The sequence below is a fragment of the Arthrospiribacter ruber genome (genome assembly GCF_019343195.1).
GTDB classification, from domain to species: Bacteria; Bacteroidota; Bacteroidia; order Cytophagales; family Cyclobacteriaceae; genus Arthrospiribacter; species Arthrospiribacter ruber.
The window spans coordinates 23,243-45,518 of sequence record NZ_RPHB01000011.1 but is presented as its reverse complement, the minus strand read 5'-3'; the positions used below and the strand labels follow the sequence as shown (position 1 = coordinate 45,518).

The 22,276-nt window shown below is 42.7% G+C and carries 12 protein-coding genes; all 12 read right to left on the bottom strand.

Annotated elements, in window-relative coordinates:
* Positions 1–29: 29 nt before the first annotated feature.
* A complete protein-coding gene (locus EGN73_RS19845; protein WP_219293600.1) occupies positions 30–3,320 on the bottom strand; it encodes a VCBS repeat-containing protein in 3,291 nt (1,096 codons plus the stop codon).
* Positions 3,321–3,323: 3 nt separating this feature from the next.
* Complete coding sequence (locus EGN73_RS19840; protein ID WP_246611680.1) at positions 3,324–6,647, bottom strand: VCBS repeat-containing protein; 3,324 nt, start codon at positions 6,645–6,647, stop codon at positions 3,324–3,326.
* Complete coding sequence (locus tag EGN73_RS19835; RefSeq protein WP_246611679.1) at positions 6,640–7,242, bottom strand: hypothetical protein; 603 nt, start codon at positions 7,240–7,242, stop codon at positions 6,640–6,642. The genes EGN73_RS19840 and EGN73_RS19835 overlap by 8 nt, the downstream gene beginning before the upstream one ends.
* A complete protein-coding gene (locus tag EGN73_RS19830; protein WP_246611678.1) occupies positions 7,239–10,514 on the bottom strand; it encodes a VCBS repeat-containing protein in 3,276 nt (1,091 codons plus the stop codon). Before EGN73_RS19830 ends, EGN73_RS19835 begins: the two co-directional genes overlap by 4 nt.
* Positions 10,515–10,620: 106 nt before the next feature.
* Positions 10,621–12,123 carry a RagB/SusD family nutrient uptake outer membrane protein gene (locus EGN73_RS19825; protein WP_219293599.1) on the bottom strand — a complete coding sequence of 501 codons (1,503 nt, stop codon included), beginning with the start codon at positions 12,121–12,123 and terminating at the stop codon, positions 10,621–10,623.
* A gap of 19 nt (positions 12,124–12,142) precedes the next feature.
* Complete coding sequence (locus EGN73_RS19820) at positions 12,143–15,127, bottom strand: SusC/RagA family TonB-linked outer membrane protein (RefSeq protein ID WP_219293598.1); 2,985 nt, start codon at positions 15,125–15,127, stop codon at positions 12,143–12,145.
* A 603-nt stretch (positions 15,128–15,730) separates the two neighbouring features.
* Positions 15,731–16,780, bottom strand: a complete 1,050-nt coding sequence (locus EGN73_RS19815) for a DUF4249 domain-containing protein (protein ID WP_219293597.1) — start codon at positions 16,778–16,780, stop codon at positions 15,731–15,733.
* Positions 16,777–19,212 carry a TonB-dependent receptor gene (locus tag EGN73_RS19810; protein WP_219293595.1) on the bottom strand — a complete coding sequence of 812 codons (2,436 nt, stop codon included), beginning with the start codon at positions 19,210–19,212 and terminating at the stop codon, positions 16,777–16,779. Before EGN73_RS19810 ends, EGN73_RS19815 begins: the two co-directional genes overlap by 4 nt.
* A gap of 83 nt (positions 19,213–19,295) precedes the next feature.
* A complete protein-coding gene (locus EGN73_RS19805; RefSeq protein ID WP_219293593.1) occupies positions 19,296–19,865 on the bottom strand; it encodes a hypothetical protein in 570 nt (189 codons plus the stop codon).
* A gap of 25 nt (positions 19,866–19,890) precedes the next feature.
* Positions 19,891–20,559: a hypothetical protein gene (locus EGN73_RS19800; protein WP_219293591.1), complete on the bottom strand. Its 669-nt coding sequence runs from the start codon at positions 20,557–20,559 to the stop codon at positions 19,891–19,893.
* Between the two features lie 332 nt (positions 20,560–20,891).
* The gene (locus EGN73_RS19795; RefSeq protein WP_219293589.1) at positions 20,892–21,926 is read right to left on the bottom strand and encodes a HEPN domain-containing protein; all 1,035 of its coding nucleotides are present in this window, start codon (positions 21,924–21,926) and stop codon (positions 20,892–20,894) included.
* A complete protein-coding gene (locus EGN73_RS19790) occupies positions 21,923–22,273 on the bottom strand; it encodes a hypothetical protein (protein WP_219293587.1) in 351 nt (116 codons plus the stop codon). The genes EGN73_RS19795 and EGN73_RS19790 overlap by 4 nt, the downstream gene beginning before the upstream one ends.
* Between the last annotated feature and the right edge of the window lie 3 nt (positions 22,274–22,276).

The window sequence follows — 22,276 nt, the reverse complement described above, 5'->3', positions numbered from 1 at the left end:
ACTGATTTGTATGATTTTCAGCAGTGAATCTAATGTATCCTGAAAAATACAGGACTCTCATTGTTTCTTACAGCCAAAAGATGGTCCTTACCCTGAATTTCTATTTTTTGTACATAGCGGTATTCTCCCCAGTATGTATTGGCAGGTAAAGAAATAGGAACGTATTTCCATTGTCCTTCTTCTAACTTAAGTAAAGTCAGGGGCTGGGCAGCAGCATTGCCCAAATCATTCCTGAAACCACCAAAATCCCCCACCGCAAGGAGATACTCTTCCCCTTTGCTGTCCTGGAACCTTTCGAAATCTCTTATTGGCCCAAACTGAGCCTCAATTGGAAAAGCTTCAAAATCCAATTCTTTGCCCTCTTTGATCTTCAATACCCCAGAATTTTGGTTCCTGAAAGGTTTTTGGTCTGCCTGCTTCAGCATGTTTTTCTCAAACAATCCCTCAGAATTTTCCAACTTACTGTAACTTTTGTAATCCGAATGTTGTCCTTTGATCGCAGGAATCTGCCTGATCAAATCGTCCCTACTGGCAAAAGGCACCAACCTGCCATTCATATAATGGAAAATTATTGGATCCGTCTGACCATTTCCATCAAAATCATGCAGATACAGCCATACGGGTTTTTCAGCTTCTGCCTTCAGTTTTGAATTTAGACCTAGGTTACCCAAAAAAAACTCTATCTGACCAGACCCATTTTCCGGATACAGACCGGTATACCAACCTGCTGTAACGGCAAGCTCCTTACTCAGAATTCGTTGGTAGGTTCCTCCTCTTTGCTTTTTGAAGACCATAACAGGACTCCATTCACCTGCCAGCACCAATTCTTTTTCCTCATCTCCATCCAAGTCTTGCCAAACAGCCTTTTGAACCATTCCAAATCCTGGATTTTCACCAAAATAATCAGCAGTCTGATCTGAAAACACCCCTTTGCCATCATTGATCAATAGGACTGATTTAGGTTCAGTACCATAACTTCCGCTTACTACCGATGCCCCCACGAAAATATCCGGGAACCCATCTCCGTTTACATCATGAACGGCTATGGTAGAGGTATTTTCTCCAATTGGAGGCAGTGCATTCATTGAGAATGAAAAATCCCCTTCACCATCATTGAAAAAAATCCGGTCAAAATTGAATAGTTCTCCACTTTTGTATTCATTTCCCCCACCTCCAACATACAAATCCGGGAAACCATCCCCGTTCAGATCTTCCAATACAGCCACTACATCTTCCGCTACTTTAAGCTGTTCAAAAAATCTGTTTTCCCTTTTTTCAAAACTCCCGTCTTCCTGCTGAAAATATAAAACAGCAGCTTGACCCTTAGCCCCCCCTATGAAAATATCATCCAATCCATCTCCATTCATATCCCCTACTGTCATTGCAGGTCCTTCCATTCCATAACGTCTGGGCAAGAGGTACTCCCTCCTGAATTCGTCAAAATCAAGGTTTTCTTCATGTTTCCAATCCAGATCTACTTCTGCTATTGTGAAGACAGGTTCCGGAAATTCCTTTTTTGGTCTGTAAGACCTTTCACCCTTGCCTTTGGCCAAGGTTATTTTCTGTCCGGCAGATTGCTTTTCAAATTTCTCTACTTCTTTGGCAGTCCAACTGACGACTATGGAATCTATTTCCTCCACTTTGCCCAAACCAAAAGTCAACTTGGGAGAACCACCTGACTGAAAGCCCCGCGATGTACTTAAGGTCTGCTGCCAGGTATTGTCCCCTGCAAAGACCCAAACCTGTGCACCTATTCCAAACACATTCCAGGCATCTCCTTTCAGTTCCACCTGAAGGAAATTGTTTCCCAGCTTTTCTTTACTGAGGTTTCTGTAGAGAAAAGCTTCCTGATCGAGGTTATTGATCACCAAATCCAAATAACCATCATTATCCAGATCAGCATAAGCCGATCCATTGGAATAGGAAGGCTGTCCCAGTCCCCAATCATATGCTACATTTTCGAATTGTAGCTTACCGCTTTGTCTAAATGCATAATTGGAGAGCTTCATGGTAGGAAGCATCTCAATCATTCTATCCTGTATTTCCTGCGGTTCCAGGCCAGCACCCGGTGACTGACTGTATTGGATGAAGTCCAGATCATTGGGCCGCTTGACTATTCCGTTGGTGACATGGATGTCCCCAAGTCCATCATTGTCCATATCAAAAATAAGCGGAGACCAACTCCAGTCTGTGGCAAAGGTACCGGTCAACAGAGCTATGTCGCTGAATTTCCCATTGCCGCGGTTGAGCTGAAGGTGGTTGCGCACGTACTGATCTTTATAGCCCATACGCTTCTTGACATCAAATACTTCCTGCTTGTCTTCTCCCACCGATTTCATCCAGATCTCAGGATCTTCGGGAAGCATATCTGTGGTAAAAATATCAGGCAAACCATCCTGATTGATATCTGCCAAATCATTTCCCATGCTGTATCGGCTGGTATGGGCGATATACTCTCCCAAAGATTCCTTGAAGGTCCCATCACCCTGATTGATATAGAGGTAATCATCTTCTGTAAAATCATTGGAAACATAGATGTCCAACCAACCATCCTGATTGACATCGGCAATGCCTACTCCTAGGCCAAAGCCTAAACTACTGGAAAGAATCCCGGCTTCAGCGGTCACCTCCTCCATCTTTTCTTCTCCTTCGCTGATCAAGTTCTTGAAAAGTTTGTCTCCTCCCCTTTCATCTACTGAGGTGAATTTGGTGTCAGCATGGGAAAATACTTCCGGTTTTTTGATAGAGTGATTGAGTAAATATAGGTCCAAATCTCCATCCTGGTCATAATCAAAAAAAACTGCATGGGTAGAAAAACCTTCAAAATCAACCCCGTATTTTTCCGCTTGATCCGTAAATGTCAGGTCCCCATTATTAATATAAAGCCTGTTCTTCCCTTTAAGTCCTTTATAGCCTCCTACTTGGCAGACGTAAATGTCCAGCAGACCGTCACCATTGACATCGGCCATGGTCACACCTGTAGACCATCCTCCCTCTCCATTTACTCCTGCCTGATCGGTGATATCTTCAAATTGAAAATCCCCTTTATTGAGATACAGCTTGTTTTCCCCCTGATTGGAAGTAAAATAAATATCTACCAAGCCATCGTTGTTGATGTCGCCTAATGCCACACCGCCCCCATTGTAGAAATAAAGATATTCTATGATGTTGAGGCTGTCCGTGGAAGTGAGGTCATTTCTAAAGTCAATCCCGGAATATCCTGGATCCATCAATTCAAAGAGGGCATTTTCCTGAGATTTCTTGGCACAGGAAAAGCAAGCTATTAATATCAAAAAACAAGCTAACCCAAACTTCCTCATAACTCAGAAAGACCAAAATTCAACAGCATCATTATTCTTGACCACCATCAATAGTGTCTGATCCTTTTTCCTAACCAAATGCAAATCCCGAATATCCCCATGTAGCTGAAGTCCGTGTTCTCTGTTTGGCACATACTCAAATGTCCCATCACCATTCCCTAAAAGCAGTTCTCCATAACTTCCGTCATATTGACCTACTTCCGGTTTGGCTCCTTCTAGGTTCCCTGCAAGAATCAGATCATCTGCTCCATCCCCGTTAATATCCAAAACCAAAATGCTGTACATCCAGGACCTCTGGGCCATTCTCGGTAAGGCTTTGACCTCAAAATCACCCCCTCCTTTATTGAGCATGATGGCCGATTCACGGAAATTCAATTCCTGCATGACGGCATTTTTAAGCTCCTGTGGGGTGAAGATGTCTTCAAGGTATTTGTTATTGTAGGTACTGTATTTGAGAAAACGCTTCTTGATGGAGGGAACCTGCATTTCCAATTGATGCTTCAGTGTAAACGGAACATGTCTTCCCCCCTCCTTTTGGACAAAGAGATGCTCCACACTTCCATTCTGGTCAAAATCATTGACAAACATGCGGATAGGGCTTTCGGAAGTGGGTTTGAAACGGCTATTCAGCCCATGGTTGCCCAGCACAAAATCAGGTCTTCCGTCCCCATCGAAGTCACCTACGGCAATACTCTGGTACCAGCCTTTAAAATTTTCAAGATCGGGCAAGTCCATCTTCTCAAATTTACCGCCCGTATTTTTCAGGATTGTCGGTGCCATCCACTCCCCTACCAGAACAAGGTCTTCAAGACCATCACCATCATGGTCCACCAAAACGGCGTCTGTTACCATCCCTATTTCTTTAAGGTCAGGGGCAAACTCTTCTGTTCCGTCTTTAAACTTCCCTGTCCCATCATTGACCAATATCATGCTGCTGGCATTGACCCCGTAAAGGAAAGGGATTACCCTACTGCCCACAAATAAGTCCAAATGTCCATCACCATTGACATCCAATACCCGGACTACTTTACTGCTGTTTTTGAAATTTTCCAGACCAGAATCCAAGGACTTGGTAAAGATTCCTTTTCCATCATTCAGGTACAGCCGATCAGAAAGATCCAAGGCTCCAAAGGCTGATTCATTACCTCCCGAAGTCACAAATAAGTCCAGATGTCCGTTTCCATTGGCATCAAAGAATACTCCATGGGTATCTTCAGAAATACGATCTTCTCTGAACACTTCCTGAGAGGATGCCTTAAACTGTCCCTCAGCAACCTGCAGGAACAACTGGCCTGGAAAACCCTTTGCTCCACCCAGGTAAACGTCCTGAAGTCCATTGCCTGTCACATCCCCCCACACGGCTTTAGGTCCTTCCGTTGAAAGCATGTGATAAGTCAACCTGTCTCTATCAAAGTCGACGGCTTGATTTTCCTTATGCCTGAAATCAAGGATTTCTTCTGCATTCTCTTTTTTGAAGATCTTGCCTTTAGGTTCTTCAAAAAACCTGAAACCTTCAGGAGCATCTACTCCTTCTTCCCATTTCAAGTGAAGGCTTTGATTGACTTCTATATCTTCCAAAAGGGTAAGCTTACCATCAGGCCATCTTACTTGAACCTCTTTGATCCTATCAGCTTTTCCCAATCCAAAATTCAGTCTTGGATCTACAGAAGATTGGAATCCCCTGTTCGGCATTTGTTCCTGATAGAGGGTTCCATTATCCAAAATTACTTTCACCTGTGTACCTACGGCTGCAGTATTGTCAGCCTTTCCTTCCAGTGATATTTTGAGGAAGTTATTTTCGGGAAAAAACTCCAAACTCCTGTTTTTGAAAATCAGAACTTCATTGTTCACATTATTGACAACCAGGTCCAAAGTCCCATCATTGTTGAGATCTCCATAAGCTGAACCGTTGGAATGTATGGGGTCTCCCAATCCCCACTCCTGCACTACATTTTCAAAAACAAGGTCTCCTTTATTCTTATAGGCATAATTGGGAATGGGGTTGACAGGCATGGGGTCAATCAGCTTTCGATAGTCAACCCCTTCCTGTGAAATGATCGCCCTTTTGGTTTCCGCATTGTCTATGAAATTAAGGTAATCCAAGTCTGTAAGGTCCTGATAAATGCCGTTAGCAACAAAGATGTCTTTGAGGCCATCATTGTCCATATCAAACATCAGAGCGGCCCATGACCAATCAGTCGCCTCCACATTGGCCATACGGCCCAAGTCACTGAAGGTCCCGTCTCCATTGTTGACATGGAGCATGTTGCGGGTATATTGGTAATGATATCCGTGCTCTACGTTAAACTGGAACTTGTCCCAAGATTCAAAAGTGGTGATCTGCTTTAGTCTTTCAGGTGGTTCGGGAAGCATTTCTGTCACAAAAATATCCAGATACCCATCATTGTTGATGTCCGCAATATCAGCCCCCATTGAGGCCGCCGAAGTAGAGCGCATATAATCGGTGAGCGATTCGGTAAAAGTCCCATCCTGATTGTTGATATAAAGGTAATCCCTTTCAAAGAAATCATTTGAAATAAAGATATCCATCCATCCATCACGATTGACATCACCTATGGTAATACCCAACCCGAATCCTATAACAGAGCCATATATTCCGGCTTCCTCAGACACATCTGTAAACACTCCACCGTCATTCCTGAACAATTTATCACCCCCGACAGGATCTCTTCGAGGTCTTTCGTTTTGCATCTTGTTGAAGCTACCAATGGCCTGATAACTGTTGTTGAGCAAATAGACATCTAAGTCGCCATCATTGTCAAAATCAAAAAATACGGCATGGGTAGAATATCCCTGATCCGCCAACCCATAGGCTTCGGCCATTTCGGTGAAGGTTCCGTCTCCATTATTGATGAAAAGTTCGTTTTGCTTATTATCTCCCTTGACATCCCCGGAATTACAGACATAAATATCCAGCAAACCATCCCCGTTCACATCCGCCATAGCTACCCCTGTGCTCCAGGCACGGGTACCTGCCACTCCTGCTTCTGCTGTAACATCTCTGAATTTAAAATCCCCCTCATTGATGTACAGTTTGTTTTCTCCCATATTGGAAGTCAGATAAATATCGAGCAAACCATCATTGTTGACATCCCCTAAAGCCACGCCTCCACCATTGTAGAAATTACGGTAGGTGAAAATATTGAATTTTTCATCAAACTCCAGGTCATTTCTAAAGTCTACACCGGAATGTGAAGATGGGATTTTTTGGAAAAGGCTATCTCTTTCTTCTTCTGTTTCCTGCTGACAGGCAAAGAAGATAAGTAGCGTCAATAGCAAAAATAGCGATCTCATCCTTTTAAGCATCTTCCTTCATTTTTATCATATCCCCTAGGTCTTTCACCCTAAGGTCCAGTATTTCCACTCTTACATTTGTGATGTTCTTCTTAAACACCCTGATCAGCCTGTTGCCATCTACTTTCACGATGGCCCTTGCAGTTTTATTGCTATTGGTCACTTCAAAGAAGCCCTCACCATACCAGGATTCCAATAAACCCACCACATCTTCCATCAACTTCTCCACTTCATAATCTTCATTACCGGGAAACCAAGCCGGATAATTGAATTCTATAGGCATGAAGTAAATCTGATCGTCTTCAAACTGAGGATAAAAATGCATGTGGACTTCCTTTCCTGAAGGTACCTCAGGTCGGTATAGGACCTGTAAATAATGTGCACCATTGGTCAGCACACCTTGCTTGTTCAGCTCCCAACAATGTCCAAAAAATTCCTTTCTCCCCATACCAAACTTCAAATCCAAAAATAAATCTTCTACCACCTTTCCGGATGCCAGCTCTCTTTCCTTGACTTTATCAAATTCAGTTTTTGGTTGGCAGCCGAAAGCTATAGCCAACAGCAGCATCAAACATCCAAAACTTTTCTTCATACTCGTATACTTCATCTATTCTTATACAGTTTAGGGTAATCATTGTTTCGGCTCACCAAAAGGAGGTGGCCATCCCGGGTTTTCACTTGTTGAATATCCCTTATTTCTCCGGTGACAAATATTCCCGACTTGCTGGCAGGCAGCACTTCCCATTTATTACTTTCCCTTTCCTCCAACAACCAACCATAGCTTCCCATCTGAGTTCCCAGTTCGGGTTTAATTTTACTAAGATTACCTCCTAGCAGCCAACTGTTTTGCCCAGTCAGTTTCTTTAAATTGAAGGCCGCATAAACAGGCGCATATTGCAATTCAGCCGGAAGATCGATCCGAACAAAGGTACCATTTTCATCCCTTCTGAAAAGCACTGATTCTAAAGTCTTCACTTCCAAAACCAAACTGCTTTCGATGATATCCTTGGAGAAAAGATCCTCTATCTTTTTGTCTTTGTAAATGTCATAGCTCAACAGCTGCTTCCTAAGCCCTGGAAGCTGTTTGAGTAGACTGGACTTCAGTGCAAGAGGATAAGACTCTCCGTTTTCATATATGGTGATTATTTGTTCAATACTTCCATTTCGGTCGAAATCATTGACATACATGCGTAAAGGCTCATCCTCCGTTGCTTTTAAACGGGTATTTGTACCCATATTGCCCACCAACAATTGTAACTGCTCATTGTCTTGATGCACGGAAATTCTATTCCATAGTCCTGCTCCTGCATTCAATCCCAAGTCTTCTGCTACCTCTTTAAAGGATTCACCTGTTCTCTTGAAAACTTTAATTGGCATCCATTCGCCTGTCACCAAAATCTCCTCGTCACCATCTCCATCAAGGTCTGCTACAGCCAAATCTGTTAGCATTCCCAAGTTTTCAAATTCTTCCAACTGTAATTTTTCAAAGCTCCCATCTCCCTGATTGAGGAGCAGCTTGAGACTGCCCGGCATACCATAGGCAAAGGGGAAGGTGCGTACCCCAATCAACAGATCCAAGTACCCGTCTCTATCGTAGTCAAAAGATTTCACAAAAGCGGTACTTTCAAAATCCTGTGGCAGGGAGTTTTCGGACAAGGTAAAATTCCCCTTTCCATCATTGAAATAAATCCTGTCCTGATAGTGAGGGCTTTTGATGCTAAATTCAAGGCTGCCACTGCCTACATACAAATCCACAAGTCCATTCCCATTGGCATCAAAAAAATGGGCCACAACATCCTCGGATAGGCTGTGTGTATCAAATTTTTGATGAATTCTGAATTTCCCATCGGCCTGTTGCAATAAAAGCGCTGAAGCCTGACCCTTGGCTCCTGGCATAAAAACATCATCCAGCCCATCTCCATTGACATCAGCTATCGCCGGCCTTGGGCCCTCGTTGGATATCATATAAAAACGAAGCCTGTCTCTGTCAAAATCAATAAATGCACTTTCTTTATGCTTCCATGGAAACACACCTTCTATTTCCATTAAACGTTCCTCTTGGACAGGCATGCGATAATCGAACGGGTCTCTGTTGGGCTGTGGCAAAACTTTCAATAATGTATCTACAGCCATCCTTTCCATGACCTGTTGCTGCCCGTCAGGCCAAACAATCCGAACAGAATCAATTTGCTCCACTTTTCCAAGGCCAAAATGCAGGCGTGGGTCAACTGAAGACATGTAACCTTTGACCGGATTATGCTCGGCATACCAGAGCTTTTCCCCTGCAAAGACAGTGACCTGAGCACCAAAATGATTCCCTAAATCCAATTGCAAAAAATGGTTGTTGTTCAATTCATTGCTGTTGTTTTTGAAAATAAACAGCTCTCCCTCGAGGTTATTTACCACCAGGTCAAGATCTCCGTCATTGTCCAGGTCGGCATAAGCCGCACCGGTAGAAAAGGTCAGCTGATCCATTCCGATAGCAGCTGCCACATCTTCAAATACAAATGCCCCCTTGTTTTTGAAAAAGAAATTCCTTTGCGGTTCGGAAGGAAAATTATTGATCATACTGATGATCAAAGTAGAGTCCTTTCTATTTTGGGCAATCTGAGCTTGATTGTGAGCGTAATAATCCACATAATCAAAATCCGTCAGGTCTTTGACAATGCCATTGGCTACGAAAATGTCCCTAAAGCCGTCATTGTCCATGTCAAAAATCAATGCCCCCCAAGACCAATCTGTGGCATGTACTCCGGAAAAGCGTGAAATTTCCGAAAAGTGCACATCAGTGCTCGCAGGCTTGAAACCCATATTGCGCTGCAAGGTGTTTCGTGTAAACTGGTGAAAATAGCCTGCATCCACATTGGCCTGATATTTATCCCATTCTTCAAACGGGGTCTTGGTCTTGACACGTTCCAAACTTGCCGGTAGCATTTCCGTCACGAAAATATCCATCCAGCCATCATTGTCCAGGTCAGCAATGTCCGCTCCCATGGAGCCCATGCTGATCTCAGTCATCATCTCTTCCAAAGCCTCTCTAAAAGTCCCGTCCTGATTGTTGATATACAGGTAGTCTTTTTCAAAAAAATCATTGGAAACATATAAATCCGGCCAGCCATCTTTGTTCACGTCAGCTACCGTCACTCCCAGACCATAACCTATGGCAGATCCATAAATGCCTGCTTCTTCACTGATATCCGCAAAACCATCCCCATCATTGCGGTAAAGCTTATTGCCTCCAAAAGGGTCACGGATATCTCTTTGTCCTGTACGCAGGTCATTGAGACCTACTGATCTTGCGGAATTGTTGAGCAGATACATGTCCAGGTCGCCGTCTTTGTCAAAATCAAAAAATACAGCATGCTGGGAAAGCCCTTCATCTGCAATACCATATTCCTGAGCCATTTCAGTGAATGTCAGGTCTCCATTATTGATATAAAGTGAGTTGTGTCTCTCTTCTCCTCCCAATGGCCCGGATTTACAAATGTAAATATCCAAAAGTCCATCTCCATTGACATCTGCCATAGAAACGCCTGTGGACCAGATTCCAGGAACTGCCAACCCGGCTTTTTCTGTTATGTCTTCAAATACAAAATTCCCTTTGTTGAGGTAGAGTTTATTTTCTGTCTGATTTCCTGCCAAAAAAATATCAATCAGCCCGTCATTGTTGATATCTCCCAAGGCTACTCCCGCACCATTGTAGAAATTTCTAAAAGTGTAAGGGTTAAAATGCTCCGTATAATTGAGCTCGTTGCTGAAGTTTATTCCGGTATGACTTTTTGGCATCAGCTCAAAAAGTATCTTTTCCTTCCCTGAGGGATCAGAACAGGAAAAAAGGATACCAAAAATCAGGCTCAATATGGCAATGGGTAATCTCAAGTTTTTTTGGGTGTGTGTTTGGGCTAAAATAGGTTTTAGCCTTCTATAAATCAAAAAGAAGTGCACCTAGGTGCACTTCTTTGAAGTTAATTATTTGAAAACCTGATTAATAACCAGGGTTTTGAGACAAATTAGGATTAGCCTGAAGTTGGTTTTCAGGAATTGGGAAAAGATTTCTGAATGATGGAGAGGCTGCTTTTTCCCACCATGCATCATTGAATCTTCCGAATCTGATCAGATCAGACCTTCTGTGACCTTCAGCAAACAATTCCCTGCCTCTTTCTGCCAACAATACATTGGCATCTAAGGAAGAAAGTTGAGGCACATTGGCTCTTTCTCTAACCATATTGACATACTGTAGGGCTACTCCATTGTTTCCTTGTCTCCAAGCTGCTTCAGCCTTCATCAACAAGACGTCTGCATATCTGTAAATCGGGAAATCATTGTTGAGATCCGGACCAGCACCCATTGCAATTTCAAATTTACCTACCCTAGTTCCTGCCTGACGGAAGGCATTTGGAGCCAATTGGTTGATCTGAGGAGTAAAGTTGATCTCAGGTCCATCAGGATCTCCGTCAAAGGCATCATCCACCAATGGTGTCACACCATCAGCGGCAAATTGAGGTCCTTCTCTCAAAGATGCCTTTCTAACATCGTCGTCTTCATAGCTGTTATAAAACTCTTCCAATGCCGCATATCCATTCCAAGGTTGTTCCTGCAGTTCAAAGGTCAACTGATTTGAATAATGGAAACTCATTTGATGAATATTGAATCCTTCTGCATTGTTGGCATCGTAAGGTACAGTGAACATGTTTTCAGGAGAATTATTATTGTTGGTGGCAAAATTAGAGAAGAAGTTCGGCGCCAAGCTGTATGGACCTTCATTGATGATTACATCCAGGATCCTTTCGGCATCGGCCCATCTTGCAGTACCTGTATATACCTCAGCATTCAAGTATAACTTGGCCAACATCATGTGGGCTGTCCAATAGTTCAGGTTAGTCCTTGTATTTTCTCTTGTCAATGATTCTACATTTTCAAGTATAGACTCCTCAATAAATTCAAACACTTCCTGCCTGGTATTTTGAGGAGGGCTACCGCCTCTGTCAGTTTCGCGGATAATCGGCACATTGCCAAAATTATCTATCAGCAACAAATAACCAAAGGCTCTTAACACCCTCAATTCAGATACCAGATCATCCAAGTCAGGGTATTGTTGTAAAAGCAGGTTTGACTCTGCCACTATTCTGAATCCATACTGCCAGGCACCATTCAAAGGCCCGTCAAAAGAAATCCAGGTATGTCTATGTGTCCTCAGCCAGATACCTCCATCTTCCCAGTCAGCTCCTTTTTGAGGAATTGCCATTTGATCGGAAGACACTTCCTGTACCGAATAATAGCCACCATGTGAACCAAATCCACCCTGACCACTGGCTACTACTGCACCATAAGCAGACTGCTTTAATACTTCGATCAGTTCGGGAGTAACGTTAGCTTCCAACTCCTCCTGCGTGATACCCGAGAGTACCTCCTGCTCCAATTCCCAACAAGACCCCATGGTTACTGCCACCAGGCCTCCCATTAATACTGTTTTAATTGATCGTAACATATTTAATTTTGAGTTTATGTTATTTAAATGTAAGGGTTAATCCCAATGTCCAGATTCTTGGCAAGAAATAAGTGTTTCTTCTTTCAATACCGGGAGCGAGTGGATTAGGATTCAAGACATCTCCTGAATCTTCCCATCTTACCTCAGGATCTACACCGGAAAACTGGGTAAATGTAATTAGGTTTTGCACACCTCCATAGAACCTCAAATTGCTGATCGCATCAGAATTAGTAGGGAAATTGTATCCCAACTGAAGGTTGTCCAGCCTGATGAAATCTCCTCTTTCCAAATATAGATCAGAGAAGGTTGGTGTAGAGGTAACTAAAGGAGAGGTAGGAGTGTTTCGGGTAACCACAGAATTCCAGGTATTTGAAGCCCCATCTGCATTTTCATAGAAACCTCTGAAGGAATTGTAAATCAAGTGACCCCAGCTACCTCTTGCAAGGAAGTTCAAGTCCCAGTTGCCATAAATAAAGGTGTTGGAGAAACCAAAATCTGCTACAGGCAAACCATTACCTAACCTTTCAAATTCAGCAGGACTTTCTCCGGATAAGATATACTCTCCTCCATCTGTCAAGCCCAACAACCTTGGACCATAAAAGTCCCCAATTCTTTCACCCTCTCTGTTCCAAACAATAGGATTGTCATTTTGTCCAGGAGATCCAGGAACACCTTGACGGATTTCAGGAAGCTGAATAGAACCTACGCCGATGTTTTCAATCCTTGTTCTCTGATAAATCGTAAAGTTGAAGGACGGTGTCCACAATACAGGACCTAAGTTCAAATTGTTGACACTGGCAATAAATTCCAGACCACCGGAGGTCAAATCACCTATGTTAGCCCAGATACTGGGGGCAGTATAGAAGTTTCCGGGAAGGAATTCATTAGGAGCCCCCACCGGAACTTGTGTATTGAAAATCAAATCAGAAATGGTTCTCTGATAATAATCGACCTGACCGGTGATTTTGCCCTGAAGTAAACCAAAGTCCAATCCTACAGTAAATTCTCTTGTAGTCTCCCATCTCAACTGAGGGTTAGGATTGGCAAGCTGATTGATACCTACGAAAACAGAGTTAGGATCTGTTGGATCCAATGGAATTCTGTTCCCGTTTCCATAGATACCCAAGGCCAAAGTAGGTGAAGGAGGCAACTGACCTACCACACCAAAGGAAGCCCTTGGTTTGAACTGATTGAATATACCCATGTCAAATACTTGGGTCAGGTCAGCACCGGCACTGACAGCTGGGAAAATACCTGTCTGATTCTCTCTACCGAATCCTGAATAGGTCTCCGCTCTTACCGAAGCAGAAAGGAAATAGGTATTGGCAAAGTTGAAGTTGGCCCTACCAAACAAGGAGTTCAAAATAGCTCTTGTAGCAAAAGATCCCATTGCAGTACCTGGGCCCAATCTCAATCCACCTGCACCAAGGTTGTTAGGACCTTGATCAAACAAAAACCTTGTGGTGGAAGCATCCATTCCTCTTTCTTCAAAAACCTGGGTTTCAGCTCCTGCAATAAATGCAAAGTTCAACCTATCTGCAATCTCATCTTCGAAACGGATGGTACCGTTCCAAATGGAAGTCGTTCTATCAAACATGTTTTGGCCTGCCTGACCATTTCTACCAAAGCCAGTTTCAAAATCCTGCCTAGAATAAAACTGAGTAGCCAAATCTGTAAACCTGTCCTGTGAAAACTGGGATGCAATGGTCCACTTATCACTCAGGTCAAACTCTGCTCTGAAAGAGTAGATCGCTGCCCTTTGTTCATTGGTGAAACGTTGTTGATTGATCAAAGCAACTGGATTGTAAAAATCAAACAAAGGTCTTTGGAAAAAGCCTCCGAAATCCCTCCTAGCTCCTTCAGTATCCTCGAATACAGGTGCTGTGGGATTGTAAATGGTTGCATACCTTACCGCTTCAGCATTTACATTAGTAGCATCTGTTGCAGAATAAGCCAGGCTCATGTTCAATCTCAACCTATTGTTCAATGCACCATGATCCATATTGAACCTGGTATTCAAAGTTTCTCTATTGGTATTCTGTACTATACCATCATTATTACGGTAATTGACAGAAGCAAGGAAAGAGGTGTTTTCAAAACCACCGGTAACGGAAGCATTCACTGTACCGTTGTAAGCTGTCTGCAATACCTCATCTCTCCAGTTGGTCTGTGAACCATAATTGGTACCCCCTCTGGCCACAAATTCCTCTGGAGAAAGTACCGGAATCAGGTTAGTTGGAGCTTCTGCAGTCCCAAAAGTATTGATGGTCACACTGGTAATACCTTTCTTCTTAGCACCTTTTTTGGTAGTGATCAAGATCACACCGGCAGCACCTCTGGTACCGTAAATCGCAGCAGCAGAAGCATCTTTCAATACATCAAACGTTTCGATGTCATTGGGATCGACAGCATCTATAGATGCACCGATTACCCCATCCAATACAATAAGTGGAGATTGAGCAGCACCAAAAGAAGAAATACCTCTTAGTCTTACAGTAGGTTGCTGGTTGGGATTACCACCTGGCCTGGTTACAGAAAGACCTGCTACTTTACCTTGAAGCAATTGAGTAGGGCTTGGGAAGTTACCTCTGTTGAACTGCTCTGAGCTCACAGATGCCACTGCTGAGGTGATTTCCTTCTTGTCCTGGGTACCATACCCTATTACCACAGCCTCCTGAAGGCTTTGTACGTCTTCATCCAAGTCTACATTGATGGTAGACTGATTGCCTATCATTACTTCTCTTGGAGAAAATCCAACAAAAGAAAATACCAGAACTTCATCTCCTGGCTGTACGCTGATGGTATACCTACCGTCAAGATCGGTGGTAGTACCTCTTGTAGTGCCTTTGACCAGGACGGTTACTCCTGGTAGCGGGTCACCGAAGGATGCATCCAGGACTGTACCTGTTACCTCCCTGCCTTGTGCATTGGCTACTGCCATACTGCATATCATCAGTACGGTGATCAGCATCAATGCCTTCATTTTTTGTAAATAATTTCTCATAGGGTTTGTTGTTTTGAAAAAAACGAAATGGTTTAATAGTTAATTTCAAATCTAAAATGATTGTTTAAATTTAATTTTGCAATATTTAACAAAGCCCCTAAGGCCCTTTTGCCAAGGCCTGAGTTAACAGAATTATGGTATTTTTTAGTAATCGGTAACAAAAATTAGTTTTTGTTGCTTAAATAATAACCGAAAACGTTTGAACTTTTCGAATAGTTAAAATTTTTCGATTTTATTAAAAATGTGAAAATTGAGAGCAGATTTTTTCAGAATGTTAACAAAAAGCAAAATCTTTGAAAACAGGCGAAATTCAAAGATTTGGAGAATTTTTTAAAAAAGGTTAAAAACCTTTGCCCTAAGGTTCCGCCCAGTTGTCCGAAGGTTTCGCCTTCGGACTGTTAGTATAGGAGTTTCAAATTCCAATCCTATTCAAGCCAAAGGCGCAATGAACAATATTCCTCTAAATTCTTTGCTTCCTTAAAATTTCGACTAAAGTCCGAGCGCGTAAGATACCGTGCTCTGACCACCGGCCAAAGTGCGATGGAAATTGTGTCCTCTGCGATCCTTGGCTCCTTTGCCTCCTCTGCGTGAACCCTTCAACCCTCAATTGAAATTCCACCATTCCGGTGCGACGGTAGTCCACCTCCTATCCATCGCCTTTGCTTCACATTCGAAACATAAAGCAGGAGGATTCCCCGAACTTTCGCAGGGATTAGGTATAAAAAAAGGAACATCAGCTGATGTGGTAAAAACCCTTGAAATGGAAACCTTGGCTACTTCAAAATACCCCAATACCCTATCATCAGCATCCGCAAGATTCCGGATATTGCCCTGTACAGGTGCCGGAGGGATATCAAACAAGGAGCCCTGATTGTTCAATACCAATTTTACCCTATCCCAATACTCAAACGTCTCTCTGCTCACACTCAACTGCCGCACTGTGACAAAAAACGGATACAAAAATGAATCATCCACCAACCTCCTCCCCAAATTCAGACTGAAATTTCGGGATCCCGTGCCAGCAGAAGTCAATAAAGGCAAGGTACTTGGATCTATATCATCATAAATAAAACAATTGGGCGGCGGAGGGGTAAACGGGCCTCCTGTCCATAAACGCACCCAAAGAAAAGTCTCTTCCAACACCCATCGGAGGTACACATCCTCTTCGGACTCCGGCAAGGTCACGGTGGCATCCACAGAAAGAAAAGGTCTGGTCCTCAACCCTTCACTTTCTGTAAAAAAAGAATAATCCACTGATTGTTCAGCACTCTGTTTGGGCAATTCCTGAAACTCCGATCGATAAACCTGATCTCCCGATGTAACCTGTATAGCATACTTCACACCTTGTTCAGCCTGAAAGTCATACAATTCATACCTTCCCTCTTCTGTGTGCCCGTACAGATGGGAATTTCCGTTTTCTTCCAATAAAACTACCGTAGCATCAGTTACCCCTCTCGGCAAAAGACCAAACAAATCTGTTCTCCCCACATCTACCCGGTGAACTCCCAGCTCATCCGTTAGCAAGCCGTACACCACCAGTTGACCCTCATTTGTGTCTGCGATGAAATCCAAAGGATCCACACATGATCCGGGCACCGCCAGCAAAACAGCCAAGCCCAACACCATCTTTATATTGTAGAATATCTTTTTCATTGGCTAAAATTGATAGAATAGGTAATGGATGGAAAAATGGCACCCAAAATGGAAACCTGGTAAGGCCTCAGTCTTCTCGACATTCCTTCCCTTTGGAAAAACACCGAGTAGGCATTCCTCCTTCCTAGGAGGTTATAAATGGAAAAGTTAAACCTGTCGTCCCAAGTCCTTACAAAACCATTGGTAAGATAGCTGAAGTCCACTCTAAAGTAATCGGGAATCCTATATTGGTTTCTATCCCCGAAATCGGGAATAAATATACCCCCGACAACATAGTTGGTCGTGGGAGCTGTTACCGGCCTTCCGGTAGAATAATTCATGAGCAGGTTAAGGGACTTATTTCTGCCCAAGTGCAGGTTGGCAACCAGAGATACAATATGGGGTCGGTCAAAATTCGTTGGAAACCAGTCTCCCCTATTCACCTGAATTTCCTGAAACTCCGAAACTGTCCTGATCTGAGACCTGCTGTAAGTATAAGCCAGCCAGCCTGTCACTGCACCCCTATTTCTTTGCACCATCAGTTCTGCCCCATAGGCCCTTCCCTGTCCTTGGATGAGTTCTGTTTCCAGACCCCTGTTCAAAAAAAGATCGGCAAAGTCCCGGTATTCCAGCTGGTTTTCTGTGAGCCTATAGAAACCCTCCAAAGAAGTAGACCATTCGTCTTCTCCAAAATTTCTGAAATACCCCAAAGAAAAATTATGCGAACGCTGTGGAAGAATGTAAGAGGTACTCAACTGCCAGAGATCTATAGGTGTAGGACCTGTGGCATTGGAAATGGTCTGAAGGTACTGATAGAGCGAAGCATAGCCTCCCTTAATAGAATTGGCTTCATCCAGACTCAAACGAAATGAAATCCTCGGTTCAAACCCGCCATACTGCACTATAGTTTCCTGTCCAAAAACCTGCTGCCCTGTCGTGGTAAGTGAACTTACAGGCAATCCTTCCTGATAAGTAAACACGGTATCCGGCCCTAACTGCAGGTACTGCGAATAACGCACACCGGCAGTCAGCGCAAAATTTTCATGAGGGGTCCATTCACCTGAAATGAAAGGGGCAAACTCCAATCCCTGCTGTTTGTGGACTTTTTCATTCATGATACCGGATTGTTCCCCCATAGGAGATAGGCTTTCGGGCCTCATTTGGTACTGAACTGCCTCTGCCCCAAAAGTAAAATCAAAGTTCTCTCTGGTCCACAATCCCGATATTTTTCCCTGAAGATAATATAGTCCATTGTCCACCCTAAAGGCATCTACCTCCGTCGGTTCGAAAAACCCGTTGTTGAAGGATCCATAAGCCAGCAAACTTACTAGGGAAAAATTGTCCGAAAGGAGGTTTTTAGAGGTAAGGGAAGTGACGAAATTGTTCCATTCGAAACCAAACTGATCGGAAAATTGAAAGAAATCTCCGGTATTCAAAAGACTGAAATCCAAGGTGTGTTTTTCAGAAAACCTGTGGCTTAAGCCCAAATAGATGTCATGAAACCTGATGTCGCTGTTCCGAACATCGGGTTCATCTACGGAATCAAGCAACCACTTGGCATTGGAACGGCGCACTCCGGCAATCATACTCGTTTTTTCAGGATTGAGAGGTCCTTCCAGGATCACTTTGCTGGTAGCTGTACCCAAAGAGAATCCCGATTTCCAGGAATCAAAGTCACCTTTTCTCATTTCCAAGTTGATGGCAGCAGCACTTCGCCCTCCATAATAACTTGGGATGACTCCTTTATATAAGGAGAAATTCTGAAGCACGTCCCCATTGAATGCACTCAAAAATCCCAAAGCATGGTTGTTGCTCAGGACAATGGCCTCATTCATCATGATCAGGTTTTGGTCTGCCTGTCCACCACGGATATTCAGGCCAGGAGAACCTTCACCCACTGAGGTCACTCCTGGCATGGCCTGAAGCACGTTGAACACATCCGGTTCCCCCATCATCATTGGCACCAATTTGATTTCCTCGATATTCATTCTGGTAAGGCCTGTGATGGCACTTTTCACATTTCGATCTCTTTGTTCTGCCAATACTGTAAATACATCCAAGCTGAAGTCCAAGCCGGAGAGGGAGACATCAAGGATACCATTTCCGTATAATTCCACTATATAGTATGAGGCAGCTCTTCCAAACCTTCTGAAAACAATCCTGTGTTTGCCGGAATCTAGACGGGCGATATATTGTCCCCTTTCATCTGTATTGATCCCCGTAAAAAAACCATCAATGTGCACGGAAACACCCGCTATGGGCTCAGCATTTTCTGCATCCCGAATTGTCCCTGTAAGGTAGTATGTGGCACTTTTATCTCCAGGAGCAGCCTCAAACCGGATCTCTTTGAAATCATTTTGGGCATGGGTATGATGAAAACCGGTAGCAAAAAACAGGAGGAGGATTAAAAATACTTTATTCCTCCTTTGAAAAACAGTAAAATCAAATATCATAATTTCTTTTTCACTACCTAATATAGCAAAAGTTATAAATTACTATTTGAAAACTCTATTGATTACTATATTTATTTTTTTCACTACATCAACATGCCATCTGCCTTTAGGTCTCTTTTGATTCTATTGCTCAGCCTTTGGGCAGCAGGCCTGCGAACAATATTCCCTTGATTGTAATAGCCGAAACCGGTCCACAATGGTTGACTGATCTCCTTGTCAAACAAATACACCTGGAAGTTTTGTATGGAAAGCTCTCCTCTGTCCTGATCATTTCGCATGGATACGATAAGTAAATGATCAAAGTCAGCTTGGTTCAGGACAGACCTAAATTCCTCATAGCTATAATCTTTGTGTTTCTCGAAAAAATTTTTCGAATCATAGGCCATCACTGGATTGAAGGCACGCCAGGATTCCGATGCCAAAAAATCCCTAAAACGCTGGTGTTCGAGGTTATTGAATTTACCTCTGATACTTTTATTGTAAAACTCCTCATCCAACTGAAGGATCTCAGTATCGCTTTGAACAAACAATACCAAAAAACCCTCGACAGGAGAATCAGGTATGGTATTCACTTTAGTACTCACTGCTCTGTTGAAATTGGTACAAGCACTGAGGATGATTGTCATCAATAGGATCGGCGCCAGGTTTTTCATATTTTTTTAGTTTAGAGTGTCTGAATTATTTGTTAGAAGCAGTCTGGGTTGAAGCCCTGCCGGTACGGTTGCCGGCAAACAATAGCTCATCTTGTTCCATTGCTCTGCGGATTGTTTTGGCGAGGTATTTGGAAATTTTTTTAGGTCTCATATACCATCCCCCTTCCAACAGGCCATACCCATAAGATATCCAAATGGGATTGGGATTGTCTCTTTCGAGCAAATATACCTGATAGTGGTTGCGGTTTGAGGTGGCAGGCAACACCCAGTCTCCTACTACCAATGGCATTACTTCGGATTTACTGGATTTTTGGGATACAAGAAGTATATGATCGATATTTTGCTTGCTCAATTGCTGGTTGAACTCTTCAAAACTGTATTCCTTGTGGGTCGAAAAATAATCAGCGTAATTGTGGACAAAAGTTGGATTGAATTTGCGTCTGAACTTATCGTGAAAGACCTGTCTGAATTGACTTCTTTCCAGGTTGTTGAATTTTCCTTTTAGGAGTCGATTGTAATATTCTTCATTCCATTCAAAAATTTCATCTGAACTGTCCACGTAAAGCAATATAAAATTCATCACATCACCTTTTTGTCTGAGCTCAGAATTATTGACTACTGACTTTGGCGTGTAGCAGGAACTGAGCATCAAAGCAATCAAAAACATAGCGGGGATAAAAAGGTAGCTTTTCATAGGACGTCATGGTTTGGTTGTACCTAAAGACACGAAAAACTAAAAAATAGGTTCGGTATAGAATTTTATTATTACAGAATTTTTAAAATAATGATTGCTTTGGTGATTAATTGACAAAATAAGAAAGGGGTTGCTCAAATATCAACACGCTAAAAACTTCAAGACCCCATAATAGATTGATCCTGTACACCTTACAAAATAACAGCTGGATTTCCTGAATGCTTTGATGAAAAAACAAGATTCGAGCTTAGCCGGAACATCAACCGAACAACAGGACTCTTGGGCATCAAAATTAATCTGATTGAAAAATATCACCTGTGAACTCCCACAGTTCAGGACTCAATTAAAAACCTCTCAAAATACATCTGATAATGGGCTACACAAAGACTTTTTATTTGAACTGCTCTCTGCAAAAGCTCATTTGCCTCTTCCTGATAAACAGGAAAGCAGGATTTGTACCTTGCCTTGCAATAGGCATCTTCAAGGAGTTTGAGCAGCCTGCATTCTTCTTCGGAATTTTGTGGGAAGACTTTTGCTAGGTCTGGAATAAATTTCAGACAAGACCGGATCACGATTCTGATCTCATGGGTTTTCTTTTCGTGCCTTTCCCAAGCCAATTCCAAAGCCCGTAACCTGAGTTCAATGGACTGGTGTATAAAAAATAGGGACAAACCCTGATTACCATCCTTGTTTTCCATTTCAGCATGCTTCAGGAACAGGTCTGCCGTGGCCCACCCATTTTCAATTACTGTTTTAGCATGACTTAGCACCTGGGGGTAGTATTGCATGCTGAATTCCCGGAGTGCAATGGCATCAGCCTTTTTGAATATCAGGTTGGTTTGAGTGATGTGGCTTAGGAAGAAAATATTACCATCCTTCAGTTCTTTGTTCAAGAATCCGATCGTAATGGGGTGGATGCAAACTTCTAGGTTGTTGCAAAGCAAAAAAGTCAACAAACCCTGTATGGCTTCCATTTTGGATGGTTCTTGGTGTTTGATGACCATATAGACTTCTTTGCGGCACTTGATTTCTGAATGGTCTTCAAGAGGAATTTCAAAGAGGAATATCATTTCAGGGTCTACCAGAATTTTGAGTGCGGCAATCAATTGTTCAAAATAGGGGCTTGGAGGATTCGAAAACGCTTCATTTTCGGGCTTATCATGTGGCTCTGGAACGGGATCAAATACCTGATCCAAGAGTGCCAATAAGTCCTCATAGAAAAGTAACATTTCCTTTTCCGAGTTTGCTGATTGGTCTCTCTCTTTATCCAAAGTCCAGGACTTGAACAGCTGCCATAGTTTTTGCCGGCCAGATTCCTTAAGGTCAGGAGAAGCAAATGAAATTGGGAGTTGTGGAAAAGTTTTCATTTGAAATGTCTAGTAAACCCTACTTCAGAACAATACTTGAATTCAGGGTTGTCATTTAGAAATTTGATTCTCTTCTCAAGCGCTTCATAACATTTCAAGGCAATTGGTTTTAGATGCTCACCAAAATATGCAAATGGTTCATATTTGACAGATCGTATAAACTCCATGTATGTTTTTGCAACATCGTAGACGTCTAGTTCTTGGTCTTTTTCCCAAACTTCAAGAATTAGCTTAAGCATACCATATCTACTGAAATCTAAATAGGTGGTTCTTCCTGTTGTTTGCAATACTTGAAAATATCTCAAGTCTTGAAAAATCAGTTCAATAATTATATTTTCCTTTTTCATCTT

Bases quoted from the DNA above. Each gene is read 5' to 3' on its own strand.
- EGN73_RS19845 (WP_219293600.1), bottom strand. From the start codon at position 3,320: ATGAGGAAGTTTGGGTTAGCTTGTTTTTTGATATTAATAGCTTGCTTT.
- EGN73_RS19840 (WP_246611680.1), bottom strand. From the start codon at position 6,647: ATGCTTAAAAGGATGAGATCGCTATTTTTGCTATTGACGCTACTTATC.
- EGN73_RS19835 (WP_246611679.1), bottom strand. From the start codon at position 7,242: ATGAAGTATACGAGTATGAAGAAAAGTTTTGGATGTTTGATGCTGCTG.
- EGN73_RS19825 (WP_219293599.1), bottom strand. From the start codon at position 12,123: ATGTTACGATCAATTAAAACAGTATTAATGGGAGGCCTGGTGGCAGTA.
- EGN73_RS19820 (WP_219293598.1), bottom strand. From the start codon at position 15,127: ATGAGAAATTATTTACAAAAAATGAAGGCATTGATGCTGATCACCGTA.
- EGN73_RS19815 (WP_219293597.1), bottom strand. From the start codon at position 16,780: ATGAAAAAGATATTCTACAATATAAAGATGGTGTTGGGCTTGGCTGTT.
- EGN73_RS19810 (WP_219293595.1), bottom strand. From the start codon at position 19,212: ATGATATTTGATTTTACTGTTTTTCAAAGGAGGAATAAAGTATTTTTA.
- EGN73_RS19805 (WP_219293593.1), bottom strand. From the start codon at position 19,865: ATGAAAAACCTGGCGCCGATCCTATTGATGACAATCATCCTCAGTGCT.
- EGN73_RS19800 (WP_219293591.1), bottom strand. From the start codon at position 20,559: ATGAAAAGCTACCTTTTTATCCCCGCTATGTTTTTGATTGCTTTGATG.
- EGN73_RS19795 (WP_219293589.1), bottom strand. From the start codon at position 21,926: ATGAAAACTTTTCCACAACTCCCAATTTCATTTGCTTCTCCTGACCTT.
- EGN73_RS19790 (WP_219293587.1), bottom strand. From the start codon at position 22,273: ATGAAAAAGGAAAATATAATTATTGAACTGATTTTTCAAGACTTGAGA.